14 protein-coding genes are annotated in these 16,379 nt (G+C 68.3%); 5 read left to right on the top strand and 9 right to left on the bottom strand.

What is annotated here, in order from left to right; translation table 11 throughout:
* Positions 1–19: 19 nt before the first annotated feature.
* The 3 genes from QHF84_RS15440 to QHF84_RS15430 are packed head-to-tail and all read right to left on the bottom strand — an operon-like array spanning position 20 to position 3,865.
* Complete coding sequence (locus QHF84_RS15440; RefSeq protein WP_281314060.1) at positions 20–1,471, bottom strand: DUF1501 domain-containing protein; 1,452 nt, start codon at positions 1,469–1,471, stop codon at positions 20–22.
* Positions 1,472–1,484: 13 nt separating this feature from the next.
* Positions 1,485–2,210 (bottom strand): hypothetical protein, encoded by a 726-nt coding sequence (locus tag QHF84_RS15435; protein ID WP_281314059.1) that lies wholly within the window; start codon positions 2,208–2,210, stop codon positions 1,485–1,487.
* Positions 2,207–3,865, bottom strand: coding sequence for a hypothetical protein (locus QHF84_RS15430; protein ID WP_281314058.1), 1,659 nt, complete (start codon positions 3,863–3,865; stop codon positions 2,207–2,209). The genes QHF84_RS15435 and QHF84_RS15430 overlap by 4 nt, the downstream gene beginning before the upstream one ends.
* Positions 3,866–4,029: 164 nt before the next feature.
* Between QHF84_RS15430 and QHF84_RS15425 the strand changes: the two genes are divergently transcribed.
* Entirely contained in the window at positions 4,030–5,334 is a 1,305-nt protein-coding gene (locus QHF84_RS15425) for a hypothetical protein (RefSeq protein WP_281314057.1), read from the top strand.
* A gap of 6 nt (positions 5,335–5,340) precedes the next feature.
* Here QHF84_RS15425 and QHF84_RS15420 read toward each other — a convergent pair whose 3' ends face one another.
* Both QHF84_RS15420 and QHF84_RS15415 read right to left on the bottom strand, forming a co-directional pair.
* Positions 5,341–6,186: a hypothetical protein gene (locus QHF84_RS15420; protein ID WP_281314056.1), complete on the bottom strand. Its 846-nt coding sequence runs from the start codon at positions 6,184–6,186 to the stop codon at positions 5,341–5,343.
* A 32-nt stretch (positions 6,187–6,218) separates the two neighbouring features.
* A complete protein-coding gene (locus tag QHF84_RS15415) occupies positions 6,219–8,486 on the bottom strand; it encodes an IPT/TIG domain-containing protein (protein WP_281314055.1) in 2,268 nt (755 codons plus the stop codon).
* A gap of 65 nt (positions 8,487–8,551) precedes the next feature.
* Between QHF84_RS15415 and QHF84_RS15410 the strand changes: the two genes are divergently transcribed.
* On the top strand, positions 8,552–9,418 hold the full coding sequence (locus QHF84_RS15410) for a hypothetical protein (protein WP_281314054.1): 867 nt from the start codon (positions 8,552–8,554) through the stop codon (positions 9,416–9,418).
* On the opposite strand, the gene QHF84_RS15405 is transcribed toward QHF84_RS15410, so the two are convergent.
* A complete protein-coding gene (locus QHF84_RS15405; RefSeq protein WP_281314053.1) occupies positions 9,415–10,386 on the bottom strand; it encodes an Rpn family recombination-promoting nuclease/putative transposase in 972 nt (323 codons plus the stop codon). The genes QHF84_RS15410 and QHF84_RS15405 overlap by 4 nt on opposite strands.
* Positions 10,387–10,549: 163 nt before the next feature.
* On the opposite strand from QHF84_RS15405, the gene tesB reads away from it, so the two are divergent.
* The 3 genes from tesB to QHF84_RS15390 all read left to right on the top strand — a co-directional run bounded on the left by tesB (position 10,550) and on the right by QHF84_RS15390 (position 13,325).
* Positions 10,550–11,416, top strand: coding sequence for an acyl-CoA thioesterase II (gene tesB / locus QHF84_RS15400; protein ID WP_281314052.1), 867 nt, complete (start codon positions 10,550–10,552; stop codon positions 11,414–11,416).
* 465 nt (positions 11,417–11,881) lie between these two features.
* A complete protein-coding gene (locus QHF84_RS15395; RefSeq protein ID WP_281314051.1) occupies positions 11,882–12,595 on the top strand; it encodes a hypothetical protein in 714 nt (237 codons plus the stop codon).
* A 154-nt stretch (positions 12,596–12,749) separates the two neighbouring features.
* Positions 12,750–13,325, top strand: a complete 576-nt coding sequence (locus QHF84_RS15390) for a Uma2 family endonuclease (RefSeq protein WP_281314050.1) — start codon at positions 12,750–12,752, stop codon at positions 13,323–13,325.
* Between the two features lie 16 nt (positions 13,326–13,341).
* Here QHF84_RS15390 and QHF84_RS15385 read toward each other — a convergent pair whose 3' ends face one another.
* Genes QHF84_RS15385 through QHF84_RS15375 form a run of 3 tightly spaced genes read right to left on the bottom strand, consistent with a single transcriptional unit; the run spans position 13,342 to position 16,329 of the window.
* Positions 13,342–14,247 carry a TauD/TfdA family dioxygenase gene (locus tag QHF84_RS15385; protein WP_281314049.1) on the bottom strand — a complete coding sequence of 302 codons (906 nt, stop codon included), beginning with the start codon at positions 14,245–14,247 and terminating at the stop codon, positions 13,342–13,344.
* A gap of 19 nt (positions 14,248–14,266) precedes the next feature.
* Positions 14,267–15,247 (bottom strand): quinone oxidoreductase, encoded by a 981-nt coding sequence (locus QHF84_RS15380; protein WP_281314048.1) that lies wholly within the window; start codon positions 15,245–15,247, stop codon positions 14,267–14,269.
* A 23-nt stretch (positions 15,248–15,270) separates the two neighbouring features.
* Positions 15,271–16,329, bottom strand: a complete 1,059-nt coding sequence (locus QHF84_RS15375; RefSeq protein WP_281314047.1) for a 3-keto-5-aminohexanoate cleavage protein — start codon at positions 16,327–16,329, stop codon at positions 15,271–15,273.
* Positions 16,330–16,379 lie beyond the last annotated feature (50 nt).

Genomic DNA, 16,379 nt, shown 5'->3' with positions numbered 1-16,379 from the left:
TTCTCTCGGCGTCAGGCCATCAGGCGTTCTTCAGCATCGCCTTGATGAGCTTCGGATCCTGATTCGAGATGTGATCGTAGGGCAAACCCGCGGCCGTGAGGATGGTCGCGTGCACGTCCGACGGTTTTACGACCATGCCCATCTCGTCGTCCGGCGCGCCGGTGTCGAGGTTGATCGGGCGCACGTCGTAGTTCGTGTCCTTCGTCGCGCCGATCGCCATGTTGCCTCGAATGCCCTTGCCCGCGACGAGGCAGGCCGACGCGAGGTGGTGATCGCGGCCGCCCTGCGGGTTGATCCGGGGCGTGCGCGCGAACTCCGAGAAGCAGAGCAGCGTCGTCCGGTCCCAGTAGGGCTTGCCATTGTTATCGAGCGTGTTCTTCAGGTACGTGATGAGATCACTCACCGCGTCGAAGCCCGCCCGCTGCCGCGCCGGGTGGTTCGAGGGCCAATCGTCATCGAAATGGGCGTCCGTGACGTTGACGAGCCTGAGGAGCACGACCTGCGAGATGCCATTCACGAGCGCCTGCGCCGCGAGCGCCGCCTGACCCTTCGGCTGGCCCGCGAGCGTCGCCCCCGGGTTCGTCGGGTTCACGCCGAACGTCTCGTAGAACTTCGCGAGCTGGCTCGTGGCGGGCGGATTCGGCTTGAAGTCGAAATGCTTCCAGAGCCCGCCGTTCGCGAGCGTCTGCGCCGAGCGCCACGCCGAGAGGTGCGTCGAGACCTGCCCGCCCCGGGCGTCGAGCTGCTGGTGCAAGCAATAGTCGTCGTGGTGGAACTTGGAGGCGGCCTGCTCCACCTTTCCGTCGAGCGAGAGCGACGCATTGAGCGGCCGGAGCACCTGGAGCATCTCGTTGTAGCTCGGCACCGAGAGGCCACTCGCGAGCGGCGAGAGCCCCTCGTTGTACGTCTCCGCGCCGCCCGCGACGAGGTTCGGAATCTCGTGATGCTCGAGCATACCCGAGGCCGCCGCCCACCACGTCTCCAGGGAGCTGCCGCTCGCGGCGAGGCCCCGCGGGAATTTGCCCGTGAGGAAATACCGCCGCCCGACCTCGTGCGTCAGCGTGCCCATGCTCATGCCACGCACGACGCAGAGATCCTTGTAATGGTTCGTGGCGAGCTTCGCCATCGTCGGCCCGTAAGCCACGCTCGAACCCACCGGCTTCACGAGGCCCGTGCCGCCGGTATCGTCCTCGATGACCTTTTTCGTCGGGCCATCGGTCACCATGTCGAAGCCCGTGTAAATGCCGCCCGCGGGCTCGCCGTACTCGTGGTGGTTGCGCGGGTCGAGGCAATACAGCGTGTCCCAGCCGCCCGAGAACTCGCACATCACGAGGAGCGGAGCGCTGTCCGGATCGACGTTGTCCGCGCGCGCGTGGCGCAGGCCGAGCAGGCCGTCGAGGAGGAGCGCGCCGCTCGCGGCGCCGAGCGCGCCGAGGAGCGTGCGTCGTGAAATCTGGCCTTTTTGGCTCATGGCGTGTTCCTCCTCAATCGTTGTGGAAAAGGGGAGACTCGAAGAGCGTGACGCACACGCCCCGCCATCCCTCGGCCGCCGCCGTGATTTCGCCGCCGTTCGGCGACGAGACGCTCGCCACGCCCGCGTCGTAGACCGCGCGCAGGTTCGTGACCATCGAATCGTCCGCCGCCACGCGCAGGCCGAGGAAGCGGAGCACGAGGTATTGCAGGTTCTCGGTCACCTGGGCGTCCGTCGCCGTCCCGTCCGCGGGCGCCTTCGGGAAGAGCGCGCGCGAAGCGTCCGAGCGCTTCATGTCGTTCTTGGCCATCTGCATGCAGATGTCGCGCGCCGCGTCCCCGACGAACTTGAGGTAGAGCGCGTTCGAGACCGTGCTCTCCTCGGTCGACGTTTGATAATCGGGCCGGCCGAGCGCCTTGCCGAATGCGAGGTCGCTGAACCCGTCCCTGGTGTTCACCTTCCAGAGGATCGGAGCGCCGTAAACGTCATTTCCGGCGACCTTGCTCATGGCGGCCTGGAGCGTGTCGATGCGCATGCGCCGCACGCCACGCGAAGGGCCGGGCAGCGCGCCGCCGCCGAGGTCCGCGGGGGCATTTTCGCTATCACCGTTCGCGGCGACCGCGGGCGCCTCCCAGGGCTCCTGCGGATCGGTCGTGCCGGCGGACGGCGCTTCTTTCGTGCACGCGGCCGCGGCGAGCGCGGCGAGCGCGCAGAGGGAACTGAGGCGAGACGCGCTCATGGCATCCTCCGGTAGGCGGGCAGATTGATGAGATCCCGGACCGCCTGACGAATGTCGTCGTGGACGCGGAAGTCCGCGGCGATCTTGGCGAGCGCGTCGCCCTCGTAATCACTCGTCGTCGGATCGAGGTTCGGCTCGCGTTTCATGAGGTACGAGAAGAGGTGCTCGATGGCCACCTCGTGGAAACGACCGCTCTCGAGGTCGGCCTTCACGAGCGCGGCCGGGCCCGCCTCGAAATTCGGCGCGAGCTCCGGGTGCTCGTCGTCGGCATATTGAAGCGCCTTCAGCTTGTACGTCCGGAGATCGGGGTCCGTCTCGTCCGAGACCGGTACGTAATAGCGGTCGCACCACGCCGCGCTCTGCGGCGCGAGGCCCTGGGCGCAGGCCTTGCGGGTGGGGTATTCGCGGGCAAAATCGTGCAGGGACATGCTGCCGGCCTCCGTGAATTGGCCGAAGTGCGCGGCGAGCGGCTCCAGCGTCACGTGGCAGCTCCGGCAGACGCAGCGCTGCGTGAGGTCGTCGCCTTCCTTCGCGCAGTTCGTGTCCTTCGTGCTCGGCGGCTGGAAGTATTGCCCGAGGAACGCGATTCGATAGCGATTCGCCCGGCCGCGGTTCGTCTGGAAGCGGAGCAGGAACGCGGGCAGGGTGATGAGGCCGGCATGCGGCGCCTCGCGCTCCACGGCGACCCAGGTATCGACGTCCGTGAACGCGAGCTCGGGCAGCGGGCCGTCCGAGGGCTGGTGCTCGTTCTGGGTGCGCGAGAGCGTCTGCCGCTGCGCGTGGTAGCGGAAGTAATGAGCGAGCGGGCCATTGTAATGCACGCGCCTCGTCGTGAGCAGCCCGGAGTACGGCTGCGTGCCGTCCGTGTGCTCGTCGACGAGACGGAGCACCTGCTCGCGCAGCGCCGCGAGCACGATCGGCTGCACGATGCCGGCCGGCATGCAATAGCTGAGCTCCGGCCCGCAACCGCAGGTCTTCGCCTTGCCCGTGGCCATCAAGTGATCACACGAATGCGTCCCCGCGTCCGGATCCCCGGGCGGCAGGGTGTACGTCTCCGTCGTCTGAGCGTCGAACGCGCAGACCTTCACCTTTTTCGCCGGGTCGGCCTCCCAGAACGGATGCACCTCGACCCAGCCATCGGCGGACCACGTGCCCACGCCGTCGGTCCCCATGACTTCCGTATTTGGCATTCCCGTCACGGGATCGTAACCGAGAGCGTCCTGGGGCTTGTTCTGGCAGGTGTGCGTGCCATCGCCGCCGCGGTAGAGCGCGCTCTTGCCCTGGCCGGGGACATAGTAGACCGGGCTCCCGTCGTAGTTGACGGTGTTCAGCGAAAACGTCACGTCGGCGAGAGCGATGTTCGGGTTCGTCCAGAGCAGGCTCTCGTGATAACGACGCATCTGGATGCGAAATGCGTCACTCGCGAGGTACTCGTCGATCAGCGCATCGGGCAGCTCGGAGAGCCCCGCGACCGCGTCGTACTCGGCGACGTCGGGCACGGTCCCACGCAGATCGATCGAAAGGCGTCGGAGCTGCCGTTCGACAGGCAACTCCCGGTGTAAAAAACATTGCTCTCCATCTTCGGCGAGCGCCACCGAGGGCGCAGCCGCGAGGAGGGCGAAGCAGAGCGCTTGCCAGCGTCGTTTGCTTTTCATGTTACAGCTCGGGGTCGGAAGGGGGAGGCACCGCGGGCGGGAGCGGACCATCTTCCAGTGGAACCGAGCCATAACGTTTCGTCAACATCTCTTGGGAGCACGGACGAAATTTGTTATCCTGCCAGGCCGTGCTCGACTCCCTCCATCTACAGTCCCATCGAAGAATGCCGCGTTGGCTCCTATCGAGCCTCGGTGCGATGCTCGCCGTGATCACAACGGCGGCTTGCAGCGAGGCGCCCCCCACGAATGCCGGCCCGAGCGGCGGAGGGACCGAAGGCCCCCCCGTGCTCGCCGTCGTGCACGGCGCGCCCGCGACGCCAAACGCCGAACCCGAGACCGCCACGTTCACGATCGAGGGATACTCGACCGCGATGGGCAGCCAGGGCGCGCTCGTCACCGTGGGCACGACGACAGGTGTTTACGAGCTCGCGGCATCGGGCGCGACGCTCCTGCCGATCGTCGGCGACGCGCCCGATCTCCCGAGCGAGACCGGCGCCGTGCGCGCGATGGTCGGTTATGAAAGCGGCGTGCTCGTCGCGGCCGAGGCCGGCGTATTCTTCACGCCCGGCGGCGTGCTCCAGCAATCGCTCGGCGCCGCGGAGCTCACGCCGCTCGGCATTCAGGCGATGCGCGCGCGCGTGGCCGACGACGACGGCGACGGGACGGCCGAGACGCACCTCGCGATTCGTGGCGAAACAGGTGCATACGAGCTCGGCGGCGGGGCGCTCGTGACGTGGACCGTGGAGGGCGAGGAGGGCGCGCCCACGGCCGTTCTCACGCAGAAGGAGCGCGTCTATCTCGCGTACGGCGATCGCGTCTACGAGATCGACAAGGCGAGCGGCAAAGCGTATCCGCTCGTCTTCGACGTGGGGTTCGTCCGGGCCATGGCGTGCGGGAGCCTCGCGTGCGAGGACGGCTCGCTCGTGTATTTCGCGTCCGACGCGGGGCTCGTCGAGCGCTCGCCGAGCGGCGAGTATTCGCTTTACCCGCTCGCCGCGGAAGGCGCGTCCGCGGTCGGGATCGACGCGTTCGCGCTCGACGCGAGCAAGCAGCGGCTCTACGCGCTCGCGGGGAGCTGGGTGCTCCGCGTGCGCGCGGGCGAGGTGCCGGAGGTCGTGGCGACGCTCGGGCCGGCGGAGGCGCCACGCTCGCTCGCCGTCGACAAGATCGGCGACGTGTATGCGGGCGAGGGGAAAACGACGCGCAAGCTCGCGCTCGGCACGCCGCTCTCGTTCCTCACGGACGTGAGGCCCATCATGCGCGAGTATTGCGCCGATTGCCATGGTTCGGGCACGCGCGGCGCGCCGAAGATCGATTTCGAGAACTACGACGTCGCGCTCGGCCTCGTCGATCGTGTGGTCGCGCGCGTGGCCGAGGAGCGATCGATGCCGCCGCCGAACTACGAGAAGAAGCTGCCGGCGGACAAGATCGCGATCGTGAAGGAGTGGGCGATTACGAAGGCGCCTTGAGCCGGCTCACGGGCAATTCGCCCCGCAGGACAGCGTCCCTCCGGGGCAGTTGATCGGCGGCGTGCCGCCCGGGCACGTCACCTGGCAGCCGCCGGCGGGGCAATCGACCACGCACGTGGTCATGCATTCCACGATGCACCCGCCGCCGCCGCAGTGGAGGTCGCACGTGCCCTGGAGGCATTTCTGGTTGCAATTGCCGCCGGCGCAGTCGAGCACGCAGGTCGGCTGGGTACACTCCTGCGTGCAGCTCCCGCCCGCGCAGGCCTGGTTGCAGGTGCCGCCGCTCTGCTTCGTGCAGGCTTGCGTGCAATGGCCGCTCTCCCCGCATTCGAGCCGGCAGGTATCGCCCTCGCAGTTTTGCAGGCAATCGCCTTCGCACGAGGCGTCGCAGAGGCCCGCCTTGCAGGACTGATCACACTGGCTCGTGGCGCAGACGAGCCCGCAGGACGGGCTCGTGCACGTCTGCGGGCAGCCGAAGCTGCAATCGAGCGCGCAGGTCTCGTCGTTGTCGCATTTTTGTGTACACCCGCCCGCGCTGCACCGCTCGCCGCAGACGTGGCTGTCGCAGCCCTGGGTGCACGACTCGACGTCGCACGTCATCACGCACTGACTGCCCGAGCAGAGCTGCGCGCAGCCGCCGGCGTTGCAGTCCATGCTGCAATCGTGCGTGTCCGAGCAGGTCTGATCACACTTGCCCGTCTCGCAGGTGAACGTGCAATCCTCGTTCGTCGCGCAGCTCTGCTCGCAGCCGCCTCCCTCCGGGCAATCGAGGGTCGTCGAGCCCTCGGGGATGCAGGCCGCGCCGAGCGCCGAGAAAAACCCGAAGAGCGTGACCACCAAGAACGTTCGCACGGTTCTCCTCATAGAGCCGCGAGGCCGAGACGTCAGGAACGGTAACGCGCGTCGTACAGGAACGCGCGCTTGGTGATGGCTTCTTTGCCGTCGGGATTACGCACGACCACGTCGACCATGTCGCCATTTTTGCCCGGCGGCGTCTTGACTTCGAGCGTCGAGGCCGAGACGAACTTGACACGTTGCGCAGGCTTGCCGCCGAAGAGCACGGCAGACTCCGCGACGAAGTTCTTGCCTTCGATGCTCACCTCGGTGCCGCCCTCGACCGAGCCTTTGTTGGGCGCGACGGAGTCGATCGCGGGGGCGGGCGAGGGGTCGTAACGAAATGCATTCTTCACGACGGTCGTGCCCGCATCGCCGCGGCCGACCTCGACGTCGACGAACCCCGACGCGCGTGACGGCGGCGCCACGAGCTCGATCGTCGTCGCCGAGCGGACCACGGCGCGTTTCGGCGCCTGCCCGCCGATCCGCACGAACACGTGCTCGTCGAAGAAATCGCCTTCGAGGACGATCCGCGTGCCGCCGACCATGGGACCATTGCGCGGCGTGACGCTGTCCACGCGCGGCGCCGGCCGCGACTCGTACGTGAATGCATCCTCGCGGCGCACGACGACGCCGTGCCGATCGACGAGCTCGATCGACACGAGGCCCGGCTGCGTCCGTTGCGGCAGCTCCACCTCGATCTCGTGCCGCGACCGCGTCCGCGAGATGGCCCGCACCTCGCCGATGCGCACCACCGTATCCGCCTCGAAATTGTCGCCGACGAGCCGGATCGTCTGCCCGCCCGCGCAATAGCCGCGGTCCGGCCGCACCTCGACGAGCAGCGGCGGCGTCGGCTCGGCCTCGTACGTGAATGCGCCTTCGAGCTTCGTGATTTGCCCGTCGGGGTTTTCAATTTCGAGGTCCACGAGCCCCGGCTCGTTTGCCCGCGGGGTCACGAGCTCCAGCGATTCGGCGCTGCGGAACGTCACGGAGGCCTGCTTGCCGCCGAGGCGCGCCACGCATTGCGGATGGAAGTCGACGCCCGTCACGACGACGCGCTTCGAGCCGCCCACGAGGCCCGACGCGGGCGAGACCTCGCGCGCGTGCGGCGTCGCGAGGCGATACGTGAAGAGGTCGGCCGCGAGCGCGGAGAGGCCGTCGGGGTTCGTCACGCGCAGCTCGCCGTGGAAGAGCTGCTCCTGCGGCGGCGTGACGAACCGGATGCGCGAGGCGCTCTCGAAGATGACCTCGGGCGCGCGGTTGCCGAAGAACGTGACGCGGCAGCCGTCCTCGAAGTTGCGGCCCTCGACGACGACCTCCGTGCCGCCGCGCGGCGAGCCTTCGAGCGGGGAGAAGCGCTCGATCGCCGGGCCCTCGTCGTAGACGATCTGGATGACGGAGCGTTGCCCGTCGGGGTTTTCCACGACGACGTCGACCGTTCCGGGCGCGTGCGGGGGCGCCTCGATCTCCAAGGTGAAATCGTCGCTTCGTTTCGGCTTCGTACAATCGTCGCCGTCGACGAGCACGCGGCAGCCGTCGGCGAAATTCGCGCCGTAGAGCGAGATCTTCGTGCCGCCTTGCACCGACACCTTCGCCGGCCGCGCCGCGGTGAGCATGGGCCCCGGCGCGCCCATCATCGGCGGGGGCGGCGGCGGCTCGGTCCCGCGCTTTTCGGACGTGGCACCCTCCTCCGCGGCCTTCGTCGCCCCTTCTGCGGGCGCCTCCGCCGCGGGTTTGTCCAGCTCCTTTTCGAGGTCGAGCGCCGAATGCATCTCGAGCCGCACCGGCGGCTTGTCGACGATGGCGGGCGGCTCGACGACGGCGGGCGGCTCGACGATCGCGGGTTTGTCGATGAGCGCCGGCAGATCCGGGGGCAGCGGCACCGGCGGGGGCGGGAGCGGCGGCGTCGCGATGCGGGCGGGTTTGTCCACGAGCGGCGGCGGCGCCACGCTCACGGGTTTGGCGCGTGGCTCCCAGAGCTCGACGTCACGCCCGTCCGGGTCCTTGAGCGACGCGAAGAGGCCGGAGGGCCTTTCGAGGATCGGCCCCACGTCGATGCCGTCCTCGCGCAGGCCCGTCGCGACGGCTTCGAGGTTCGGCACGCGCAAGGACAGCGCGCACTCCCTGCGTCCTCGCGAGAGCGGTTCGAGCGCGAGGTCGATGACGAGCGACGTCCCGCCCGTGCTCATCGACTCGTAGCGCCGCGTCCCCTCCACCCGATCGAACGACAGACCCGCGGCGCGCGCATAAAAGGCGCTCACGGCTTCGGGATTCCCCGCGTAGAGGACGATCCTGCCGAGCCCGAACGTTGCCATCATCACACCCGAAACGCCCTTTCGGGGCGCATGGTAACAGAGGCGCGGGGTCGTGGAAGGCTCTTCCCTTGACGGCGCGCGACAAGGCTGGCTTCCTCCGGGACATGTCCTCGCTGGCCTCGTATTTCCCGACACTCGAAACAGCGCGCGCGCAGTTGTCGTTGCCGGCCGGGGAGCCGGTCTCGGTGGAGCGGCTCGCGATGCTGGTGGTTCACGCGGCGTTGATCCGGCGCACGAGCTGGGCGGAGGACGTGGAGATCGCGCCTGCGACGCTCGAGCGCGGCGAGCCTGCGCTGCCAGATGACCTCGAGGTGCACCACCATGTGCGGCTCGACGCGGACCTCGGCGGCGGCCCGTGCACGGCGTGCGCGGCGATGCCGGGCAAACGGCCCTGCCGCGTCTGCGGCGGCAAGGGCATGCTCTTCCTGTCACCCTGCTCGTGCGCCAATGGATACATCCCGTGCCCGACGTGCGGCGGCACGACGAAGTCGAACCGGGTGCGGCTCCGTTATTACACGGACGCGCCGGCCTTCTTGACCGAGGCCTACATGCCGACGCACGTCACGGCGGTGCCGACGTTGTTCGGGCTGGAGAGCCGCATGGAGCAGGACATCCAGTTCCAGCAGCCGTTACCGGAGGAGCTGCGCTGCCACGACCTCACGGGGCGCGTGGCCGGCTCGGCATATCGCGGCGGCGAGCGCACGATTCGTCCCGATTTTCACGGCCACGATTTCGGCGATACGATCGACAAGGCGCTCGCGGGCCTTTCGGCGATCGGCGCCGGCGCGAGCGTGGTGCGCCACGTGATCCGGGCCTATGCATGGCCGTTCCTGCGGCTCCGGTGGGCGATGGGGGAAGACCTCGCGATTTACGTGGACCGGATCGGCAGTACGAAGGTGTTCGGCACGAGCGGCGTCCCGCTGGGGATCGATTAGCCGGAGCCGTTCAGCCAGGCCGCGAGCTCTGCTTTTTCCAGGTCGAGGATCACATCCCCGACCTTCTCGGGCCCCTCGTCCCGCAGCCGATTCGCGAGCTTGCCCCGCTCTTCGGCCGAGAGGGCGCGACCGAGGCGACGCTCGAACTGGCGTACGAGGGCGGCGAGTCCCTGTAGGAGGCCCATCGCATCGAGAAACTTCTTCATCCGTGCGGTCTGGTCGGCAAAACTCTCATCCGTAGAATCCTGGATCGCCATGATGACCTCTTCTTCGCTCTTCCGGCTGATGGTTTGAAGATACATCAAGACAGCCGAGATCGCATCTCCCCCGCGGGGCGCCTCGGTCACCTCGATGATCACTTCCCTCCACCGCGACATGCCCTCGAAAAGCTCTTTCGGCGTGCGGGCGTAGCGGAAGAGGTACAGGACGAACTTCCCGAGCGCCGTGATCGCGCGCTTCCGCAGGGCCTCGCCGTCGAGCTCGCTGATGTCGTCCAGGACAATCTCGTACCGCGGCACGAAACGCCCCACGACGGCGAGCAACGTGTCGTCCCCGGCGAGGAGCTGGTCGAGCTTCGTCGCCGCGCGCCATCCACGCTCGCTGTGGTGCAGCACCACCGGGAGGATGATCGGTAGCCGCTTCGCCTTCGGATGGTCCTGGAGGTATGCCCGCCAGATCCTCGTCATGTACTCGAGGAGCCGCAGCAGCAAGAGTTCGTCCCCGTAGCTCTGGTGCTCGAAGAGCAGGTAGAGCAGGGAAGGGTGCCCCGCGAGCGTCGCGGCGAACAGGAGATCCGAGCGCCTGCCGTCGAGCTTCGCGTCCACGAACGAGCCCGGCATGGGCGCGAGGGTCGACCAGTCGATCCTCTCGGCGACCTCGGCCGGCAGCGCACTTCGCAGCACGGCCGCCGCATGCTCCACGCTGGAAAACGTGAACTGGAAGAGCGCGTCGTGCGGGTTGTCGCTCATCGCTTCGTCGTTTTACAGGACGCACCGCACGGCGGTCAATGGCACCACCGGCTGCCGCGGGGGCGTGTAAGGACTGCCACGCAAACGCGCCCGAACTTTTCCGCATCCTGGAGGCCCGCTCTCTTGCCGGCCGGGCAGGGCGTCCACTATGACGCACAGCACCATGACGCGCGTCCTGACCGAGCTGATCGAGCTGCTTTCGCTGGAGAGGATCGAGACCAACCTGTTCCGGGGCCAGAGCCAGGATCTCGGCTGGGGTCAGGTCTTTGGCGGACAGGTCCTCGGCCAGGCGCTCTCCGCCGCCGCGCAGACCGTGCCTGCCGAGCGCCAGGTCCATTCGCTCCACGCGTATTTCCTCCGCCCCGGCGACGCGCGTAAGCCCATCGTTTATGACGTCGACCGCATCCGCGACGGGCAGAGCTTCACGACCCGCCGCGTGGTGGCCATCCAGAATGGCCAGCCCATCTTCAACATGTCCGCCTCTTTCCAGGTCGAGGAGGAGGGATTGGATCACGCGGATGGTATGGAGAACGTCCCCGGCCCGGACGGGCTCTCGAGCCAGCGCGAATTCTGGAGCCGCCTGGCGCACAAGATCCCCGAGCCCTTCCGCACCCGCGCCGTCGCCGAGCAGCCGATCGAGATTCGCCACGTGAGCCCGATCGATCCCTTTCATCCCGAAAAGAAGGAGCCCCACGAGGCCGTCTGGATGCGCGCCGCCGGGCCCCTCCCCGACGATCCGGCGCTGCACCGGTACTTGCTCGCCTATGCGTCGGACCACTCCTTCGTCACCACCGCGCTGCGCCCCCACGGCGTCACGTGGTTCGATTACTCGATGCAGGTCGCCAGCATCGATCACGTGATGTGGTTTCACCGGCCCTTCCGCATGGATGATTGGCTCTTGCACGTGATCCACAGCCCGTCGGCGTCGGGGGCGCGTGGGCTCGTGCGGGGCAGCGTCTTTTCGCGGGATGGGCGGCTCGTCGCGTCCACGGCCCAGGAAGGGCTCCTGCGGCGGCGGAAGAAGGCGTAGAGGGGCTGTTCGCCCGGGGCCACCCGTTCGCTCGGGTTCCTTCCCCCTCGCCACGCGTCGACTCCCTCGTGCAACGTTCTCGCGGCCCCGTCGCCACGTTGCGACCCCCTCGCGCAACGTTTTCCCGAATCCCTCGCCAAGCGGCGACCCCCTCGCGCCACGTCGACGCGCGCCCCACTCCACGTTGCGACCTCCTCGTGCAACGTTCTCGCGCCCCCGTCGCCACGTTGCGACCCCCTCGCGCAACGTTCTCCCGGGCCCCTCGCCACGTTGCGACCCCCTCGCGCAACGTTCTCCCGGGCCCCTCGCCGCGTTGCGACCCCCTCGCGGCCCTCCCACGTTGAACTCCTGCTCTGCCTCGAATGGAAAGTTCCCGCCGGCGTTCAACGGGCACCCGCCGACGCGACGTGCTCGGCGGGATTGGCAGAACCCACCATACCGGGCCATGGGCCCAGGGAAGAGATCATGCGCGCGTATCGCAGCAATGCCTCGTCGCCCGTTCGTGTCGAGTATGGCATCGAGCTCGTCGAGGGCCTCGCCTTGTTTCCCGAGACCACCTCGGCGGCCTCCGACCTCGGCACCCTCAATGACACGCTCGCGGCCCAGCACGAAAACCGCCGCGCCCTGCGCGTCCCCGTCCTCCGGACCCGCGCCGCCCTCCGTTTCGCCGAATACGGCGTCGAGCGCGTCATTCGCTCCGCGCTCCGCGCGGCCGAGATCGAGGACGGCGGCAGGCGTGGGCGCATTTGCGCGGGCGTCTTTCCGAAAGGCTCGACCCCGATCCTCAAGCCCGTCGGAAAGCGACAGGTCAAGCCGCTGAAGGACCTCGTCGAGCGCCTCGAAAAGTCGAAGGTCGCCGGCATCGATGCCTACCGCGCCGCGTGGCTGCCGAAGTTGAAGGACGCGCTCGCGAGCTTCGAGGCCGCCGTCGCCAAGCACCTCGCTGCCCTCTCGGCGCACGACGACGCATTCAAGGCCGAGCTCGCGCTGCGCGACGCGCACCACGACGCCGTCGACCGGATCATGGGCCAGGTCCGCGCGGCGTTCCCGCGGGATCGTGCCCTTCAGGACGTCATCTTCCCGCCCGTCGACGAGGTCGACGCCGCCACGACCGAGAGCGAGGACGAAGGCGCGCAGGATCCGCTCCCCACGCAGCCCCTGCCGCCTGTGGACGCCTGACGCCTACCGTGAGGGGGGCTCGCTCGCCCCATCTTGCAGAGCCCGCGCGCCCCCCTCACCGATCTCCTGCTCGCCTCGACACACCCATCCACGTTCGGTAAACTTCGCCCATGAGCTTCGTCGCTCACGACGCCGACCGCGCGTCCCTTGGCGCATGACGCTCGACGAGTGGGCTGCGCTGCCCGAGGACGAGCCGGGGGAGCTCGTCGACGGCGAGCTCGTCGAAGAGGAGAGCGCCGGGTACGTCCACGAGGTCGTCGTCGTTTGGCTTGCGCACCTGCTTCGATCCGGGGCGCTCGTGCATGGAGCGCGGGTCGCCGGGTCCGCAGGGAAGTTCGCGGTGTCGGCCACGCGGGGGCGCATGCCGGACCTCACGGTGTACCTCGCCGGCGCGCGTCGCCCGCCCGCGGAGGGGCCGATCCGCGTGCCCCCGAGCATCGCGGTCGAGGTCGTCTCGGCGACGCCCCGGGACGCGCGGCGCGACCGCGTGGAGAAGCTGAAGGAGTACGCGGCGTTCGGCGTGAAGTGGTACTGGATCGTCGATCCGGCGCTCCAATCGTTCGAGATCCTCGAGCTCGGGCCGGAAAACGAATACATCCACAAGGTCACGTCGACCGACGGGCGGATTGAATCGGTTCCGGGATGCGCCGGGCTCGTGATCGACATCGATGCCCTGTGGGCGGAGGTCGCCGAGGTGCGGGCCGAGGGCGAGTCGCCGGAGCCAAGCTGATCCCCCAGAGCCCTCCTCACCCCGGCCGATCCCCGACGACCGTCGCCCTCTCCATCTTCCGCACCGCCGGCCAGTAATCCTGGACCGCGTAATGCTGCGTGCAGCGATTGTCCCAGATCGCGACGCTGTTCTTCCTCCACCGAAACCGCACCTGATATTCGGGGATCTGCGCCTGGCTGATCAGATAGCCGAGGAGCTGGCTCGCACCGGGTGCGAAGTCCTGCCCGCAGCGCACGTTGTCCGGCGTGTGGAAGTTGACGAAGTGCGTGGTGAACGCATTGACGAACAGGATCTTCTCGCCGGTCTCCGGATGGGTGCGTACCACGGGGTGCTCCGCATCCGGAAAGCGGTCCCGGAGCGCGTGGCGCTTCTCCATGGGCATGACCGCGCCGAAGGTCGCCTCGATGCTGTGCCTGGCGTGCAGCCCGGCGATCTGCTGCTTGATGGGCTCGGGCAGCCGGCGATAGGCCTCGACCATGTTCACCCAGATGGTGTCACCGCCGACGGCCGGCGTCTCGACGCAGCGCAGGACGCAGCCCATCGGCGGCGTTTCTCGCCAGGTCGAGTCGCAGTGATAGGCGTTCTCGTAATGCTCCGGCGGGCTGTTCGTATCCTTATAAATGCGGACGAGCCCCGGATGGTCGGGGTCGCTGCCGGCGACGGGATGGTCTTCGAGCGCGCCGAAGCGCCTCGCGAAGGCGACGTGGTCGGCGCGCGTGATGTCCTGGTCGCGCAGGAACAGGACCCGGTGTTTCAGGAGAAGCGCCCGGAGTTCCGCGAAAAGCGCGTCGTCACGCGCGGCGTCGGCGAGGCTCACGCCGCTGAGTTCGGCGCCGATGGTGCAGGTCGAGGGCGCGACCTCGATGGAGCCGCCGGTCGCCGCGCGGGCAGGGGAGGGCGTGGAGGATGCTGAGGTTTCCATGTCGAATTCTTTGGCGTTTTCAGACGACGAAGATCGACGAGCCCGTCGTCTTGCGTGATTCGAGATCGCGGTGCGCCTGCGCCGCGTCCTCCAATCGGTAGCGCTGGTTGATTTCGATCCGGATCCGCCCCGCGGCGACGTGGCCGAACAGCTCTCCGGCGAGCTCGGCCTTCTCCGCGGGATCGGCAATGTAATCGGCGAGCGCCGGGCGCGTGACGAAGACGGAGCCCTTGACCGCGAGCTTCGCGACGTCGAGCGGCGGCACCGGGCCCGAGGTCGTGCCCATGCATACGAGCAGCCCGCGCCGCTTCAGCGAATCGAGCGAGCTCGCGAACGTGTCCTTTCCGACGCTGTCGTACACGACCGATACGCCGGCCCCGCCCGTCAGCTCGCGCACGCGCCGGGCGACGTCCTCGCGGCCGTACTGGATGACGTGATCGCAGCCGTGCGCGTGGGCGATGTCTGCTTTTGCTTCGGTCGACACCGTGCCGATCACCGTGAGGCCGAGGAGCTTCGCCCATTGCGATACGATCAGGCCCACGCCGCCCGCCGCCGCGTGCAAGAGGACGGCGTCGCCCGCCCTGAGGGGCCAGATGCGACGCAAGAGATAGGCCGCCGTGAGGCCCCGCATGGTCATGGCCGCGGCCGTCTCGGGACGGATGCCCTCGGGCAATCGAATCAATGGCGCCGCCGGCAGGGTTCGCTCGGTGCTGTACGCGCCGAGCGTGTCCAGAAACCCGGTATACGTCACGCGGTCGCCCGGCGCGACGTTCGTGACGCCTTCCCCGACCGCCTCCACCACGCCGGCGGCCTCCACGCCAATGCCGCTCGGGAGCGGCACGGGATAAAGCCCCGTGCGGAAGTAGGTATCGGCAAAGTTGAGCCCGACGGCGACGTGCCGGACCCGCGCCTCGCCGGGACCCGGGTCGCCGACGGCGACCTCTTCCCAACGCAGGACCGAAGGGCCGCCGGTCTCGTGAAATCGAACCGCGTGGGCCATGGGAATGCCCCCCTTCGCCTTCGCTAGGCCGCCATGCGCCGCGGGACCCCGCGCTCGCCCGCCTTGCGGTTGGGCGTAAACCCGAGCTTCGCGAGGGTCTCGTCGGCGTCCTTGTAAAACTCGCCGATCTTGTAAATGCGGCGGGCCTCCTTGCCGGTGGCCACGTCGCGGCCGAGCTCGCGCGCGATGCGGACGAGCTTTTCGATTTGCTGCACGGAGGTCATGCGCTGCCCCTTGCGGCCCCACAACGTGTCCTCGATGCCGCAGCGGGTGTGCAGCCCCATCGCGATGGCCATCGTATTGATGGGGAGCACGTTCCGCATGACGGTCTCGAGCGTCAGGCAGGCGCCGTTCGGCACGCGGTGGATGAACTCCATCATGTTGTAGGGATTCGGCCCGTCGAATCCGCCGCCGATGGCGACCCAGGTGAGGTTGAGCGGCCCTGTGTAGGCGCCGCGGCGGACGAGGCGCTCCACCGTCTCGAGCTGCGGGACGTTGGCGAGCTGGAAATGCGCCTGGATGCCGGCGGCCGAGAGCCGCCGGAGGTGCTCCTCGACCCAGGCCGGGCCGGCCGGCACGGTCATCTCTCGATAGGCCTTGTACACCTCGGGCCGCGCGAACGAGCAGCCGGCATAGTCGTCCTCGGTCATCAGCTCGACGATGTTCATCTGGCACGTGTTGATCGCGATCGTGACCTGATCGGGCTTCGGCGAGAGCTCGGCCAGCATGTGGCGTGTATCGTCGCTCAGCCATTTCGCCTTTTCCCCCTCGGTCTCCGGAGAGAAGGAGATCGAGCCGCCGACCTGCAGGATCATGTCGGGCACCGCTTCGCGCAGCCCCGCGAGGAGCTCGTTGAACCTCGACAGGCGCTTGGACCCCTTGCCGTCCGGCTCGCGCGCGTGCACGTGCAGCACCGTGGCGCCTGCGTTGTAGCAATCCACGGCTTTCTGGACCTGCTGTTCCATCGTCACCGCGATGTCCTCCGGATAATCGGAGGGCTCCCACTCCGGCCCGTACGGCGCCACGGTGATGACGAGCTTTTCCTGGTTCTCGGGGAACAGAGAGTCATCGAGAAAGTCCATGCGGATCCTCGTGGTTCCTGGCCGCTCCGACCGCAAGCGCGCGAGAAACC

This window comes from Polyangium sp. y55x31, assembly GCF_029946505.1.
In the GTDB taxonomy this organism is placed as follows: Bacteria; Myxococcota_A; Polyangia; order Polyangiales; family Polyangiaceae; genus Polyangium.
The sequence above is the reverse complement of the archived record's forward strand: the minus strand, read 5'-3'. Positions and strand labels throughout refer to the sequence as shown.